Genomic DNA, 3,779 nt, shown 5'->3' with positions numbered 1-3,779 from the left:
CCCCCGCGCGACACCCCGGCCAGGGCCCTGGACGAACGGGAGACCGTGGAGCGCACCGCGCGGGCCGGCGGCCTGCTCAGCCCCGCCTTCCGCGAGGAGGTCCGCGGCCACACCGAGCTCCAGCTCCTCATGGACGCCGCCCCCGCGATGCGCGTCTGGCAGCGGATGCTGGGCGAGCTGGCGGAGGTCTTCGGCCGGCTCGGCGCCTTCCGCGACCTCCAGGTCCACTACCTCCACGCGTCGCCCGACGGCGCCCCCGCCGTCAGCCGGCGCTTCGACCCGGCCGAGGCGCCGCTGCGCCCGGCCCGGCAGCTCCAGGACCCGACCGGGCGGCGGCTGACCGTGGTCGTCAGCGACTGCACCGGGCCGCTGTGGCGGGCGGGCACCGCCCACCGGCTGCTGCACCGGCTCGCCACCCACGCCCCGGTCGCCGTGGTGCAGCCGCTCCCCGGGCGGCTGTGGCCGCGCACCCGGCTGCCCGCGCTGCACGGGACGCTCCACCGCGAGGAGGGGCCCGCGGGCTCGGCGCGGCTGCGGTTCGTCGCCGAGGCCGGCGGCCACGGCCAGCGGCCCGCCTACCCGGGTGCCGTCGCCGTTCCGGTGCTGCCGCCGACGCCCGCCGCGCTCGGCGCCTGGGCCGGGCTGCTCTCCGGGGCGGGCCCGAGCGCGGTCCCCGCGGCGATCGGCTGGGTGCGCCCCGACCACCCGCCGGCCCCGGTCCGGCGGCCGAACGGACCGCCCCGGACCTCGGCCGCGTTGATCTCCCGGTTCCGCTCCACCGCCTCGCCCGTGGCCGGGCAGCTCGCCGTCTACCTGGCGGCGGCGCCGCTCTTCCTGCCCGTGATGCAGCTCATCCAGCGCACCATGCTGCCGGGATCCGGCCCGGCCGAGCTGTCCGAGGTGCTGCTCAGCGGGCTGCTGCGCCGGCAGAACGGCTCAGGGGGCGACGGCAGGTGGTACGAGTTCACCGACGGCGTCCACGACGAACTGCTCCGCGAGCTGGGCCAGGACGAGGCGCTGCTCGTGCTCAAGCACTGTTCGAGCTACGTCGAGCAGCGGTTCGGCAAGACCGGGCCGAACTTCCCGGCCCTCGCCCTGGCGCAGCTGTCCGGCGAGGGCGAGCCCTCCTCGTTCCCGGCGGTCCCCGAGGACGACGAGCGGCGGCTGCCCCAGCCGTTCGCCGAGGTCGCCGCGAAGGTGCTGCGCCGCTTCCTGCGCGAGGCGCCGCCGCCGCCCACCGGCCCCGGCGGGCCCCTGGCGCCGCCGCCCTCGGTGACGGTCGCCCAGGCGCGGGCGCTGGCCGGGCAGTTCGCCGCCGACGGCAAGGTGCAGCACCAGCTGGAGGCCGTGCGGCTGCTGCGGGGGGCCACCGGGTCGCAGCGGGCGGCGGGCCAGGGCTCGGACCCCGAGCTCTGGAGCGAGCTGGCCGAACAGCTCCTCGCGCTGTGGCGCGTGCAGCGCGACGGCGAACTGCTGGCCGAGGCGCTCACCGCGGCGAGCGCCGCCGCCGCACACCCCGGATCGCTCTCGGCCCGCGCCGCGCTGGCCCGGGTGCGCGCCGCGGAGGCGGGGGAGCGGCGCGCGGCCGGGGACACCAGGGGTGCCCTGGAGCTGTGGCGGCTCGCCGACCGCGAGTTCCACGCCGTCAGTTCCACCCCGGGGCTCGACCACCGGCTCGCCGTGGACCTCACCCTGGAGCGGACCCAGGTCCTGGAGGAGCAGTGGCGGCTGACCGGCGACACCCACAGGCTCCAGGAGTCCATCGGCACCCTGGAGGCCGTCACCGAGGCGTGGCCCACCGAGGAGCCGCAGCCCAGCACCCTGCCCCTGGCCCACGGCCGCGCCCTGCTGCGGCTGGCCGCCGCCGCGGACGACGCCGAGCAGGCCGACGTCTACGCCGGGCAGGCGGCGGAGCTGCTGCGGCAGGGCTGCTGGACGCTGGAGGCGGAGAACGCCCCGAGCGCGCGCCGCGTGCGCGCGCTGCTCGACCTGGTGGACGCGCTGCTCCTCACCGAGAGCGAGTGGCTGTGGGGCGAGGAGGTCGTCGCGCAGGCGATCCGGCTGGCCGACGAGCGCGGCCTCAAGGCCGCCTGCCACGTCCGCGCCGGGCGGCTGTCCGTGCGCACGTACGAGGCGGACGAGCGCCCCGCCGACCTGGAGGAGGCCGCCCGCCGGTTCGAGGAGGCCGCCCGGCTGGGAACGAGGGACCGCGCCGACTACAGCGACCTGATCGAGGAGTGGGGCGCGGCCCTGCTGCGGCGGGCCGACCGGCCGGACGGCGGCCCGTTCATCTCGCGGGCCGTGCGGGTGCTGCGCGACTGCCGCATGGAGACCCCGGCGGGCGACCCGCGGCTCCCCGGCAGGCTGCTGCTGCTCGGCCGGGCACTCATCGCCCGGTACCAGGAGGACGTGGACCTCGTGGACCTGCGCGAGGCCGAGCACCTGTTCAGCCGGGCGGCGCGGGACGCGACCACGCCGCTGACCGAGGCACGGGCCTGGTTCGAGCTGGGGGAGACCCACCGCAGGGCCTACCGCCACATCCGCCGCCCCGAGCGGCTCAACCAGGCGGCCGAGGCGTACACCAGGACCGCGCGGGCGGCGCGGGCCGCCGAGAACGGCCCCGGTGACACCCGGGAGCCGGTGCGGCTCGCGGCCACCGCGTTCCACCAGCGCGGCACCGTGCTGGAGGCGGCCAGACGACCGCTGGCGGCGGGCGAGGCGTACCGGGCGGCGCAGCGGCTCTGGCAGCTCACCGACGACGACACGGCGGCGCAAGCCACCACGGCGCGCCTCAACGCGCTCCAGCGCGACCGCTGAACACCCATGCGCCCCTTGCGTCCCCTCACGCGCACGGGCGGGTTTCTCGCGCGCCCCAGGCGGGAATCTCCGGTTGGCCCCATTGGCGCGCCGTTCCGCGGAGAGGACACCATGAGCGACGCACGCGAGCCGCTTCCCGACCTGCTCGGGCTCAGTCTTGCCGAGCTGCGCGACCTGGAACATCCCGTGCTCACCGAGGTCCTGGAGGAGCTGCGGGAGCGCGTGGTCGGCGGGCGGGACGGGCTGTGGGGGTTCACGCAGTTCGACGACATCGCCTAGGACCAGGACCGGTGCGAGTGAGCGCGGGAACCGACGGGACCGCTCCGCCCGGCGAGCCGTTCCGGCAGTTCGTCGTGAAGGTCAACAGCCGCTGCAACCTCGCCTGCCGGTACTGCTACATGTACTTCGCGGCCGACGACGGCTGGCGCGACCAGCCCGTCACCGCCGGGCCCGCGACCCTGCGCGCCGTCGCCCGGCGCATCGGCGAGCACGCCGCCGCCCACCGCCTGCCCGCCCTCTCCCTCGTCCTGCACGGCGGCGAGCCGCTGCTCACCGACCCGGCCGTGCTCGGCGCCTTCGCCGACGACGTCCGCGCCCGCGTCCCCGCCGGCTGCGCCGTCCACCCCGCCGTGCAGACCAACGGCGTGCTGCTCACCGAGGAGAAGCTGACCACCCTCGCCGCCCACGGCATCACCGTCGGCCTCAGCCTCGACGGCGGCCTCGCCCAGCACAACGCGCTGCGCGTCGACCACGCGGGCCGCCCCTCCTGGCCCGCCGTCCTGCGGGCCGCCCACCTGCTCGCCCAGGAGCGCCACCGGGCCTCATGGGCCGGCGTGCTGTCCGTCATCGACCTGGCCACCGAGCCGCTGGAGGCGTACCGGTCGCTGGTCGCGCTCGATCCGCCCGCCATCGACTTCCTCCTCCCGCACGGCAACTGGACGCGCCCGCCGCCCGGCGCCCCC

Annotated in this window: 3 protein-coding genes; all 3 read left to right on the top strand. The window is 77.4% G+C overall.

The features are described from left to right. On the top strand, positions 1-2,817 hold a 2,817-nt coding region (locus ADY01_RS33870), incomplete at its 5' end, for an SAV_2336 N-terminal domain-related protein (RefSeq protein WP_049580601.1). Between the two features lie 111 nt (positions 2,818-2,928). Next, positions 2,929-3,096 (top strand): FxSxx-COOH cyclophane-containing RiPP peptide, encoded by a 168-nt coding sequence (fxsA, locus tag ADY01_RS36415; RefSeq protein ID WP_063784464.1) that lies wholly within the window; start codon positions 2,929-2,931, stop codon positions 3,094-3,096. 17 nt (positions 3,097-3,113) lie between these two features. Beyond that, positions 3,114-3,779 (top strand): radical SAM protein (locus tag ADY01_RS33865; RefSeq protein ID WP_049580600.1); only part of this gene is annotated, 666 nt, incomplete at its 3' end.

Origin of the sequence: Streptomyces sp. SBT349 (genome assembly GCF_001083795.1) — a bacterium.
Lineage (GTDB): Bacteria > Actinomycetota > Actinomycetes > Streptomycetales > Streptomycetaceae > Streptomyces.
Note: the sequence above shows the minus strand (reverse complement) of the source record. Positions and strands in the feature narration are given on the sequence as shown.

Excerpts from the sequence above, each read along its gene's own strand:
- fxsA (WP_063784464.1), top strand. The coding sequence starts at position 2,929 with ATGAGCGACGCACGCGAGCCGCTTCCCGACCTGCTCGGGCTCAGTCTT.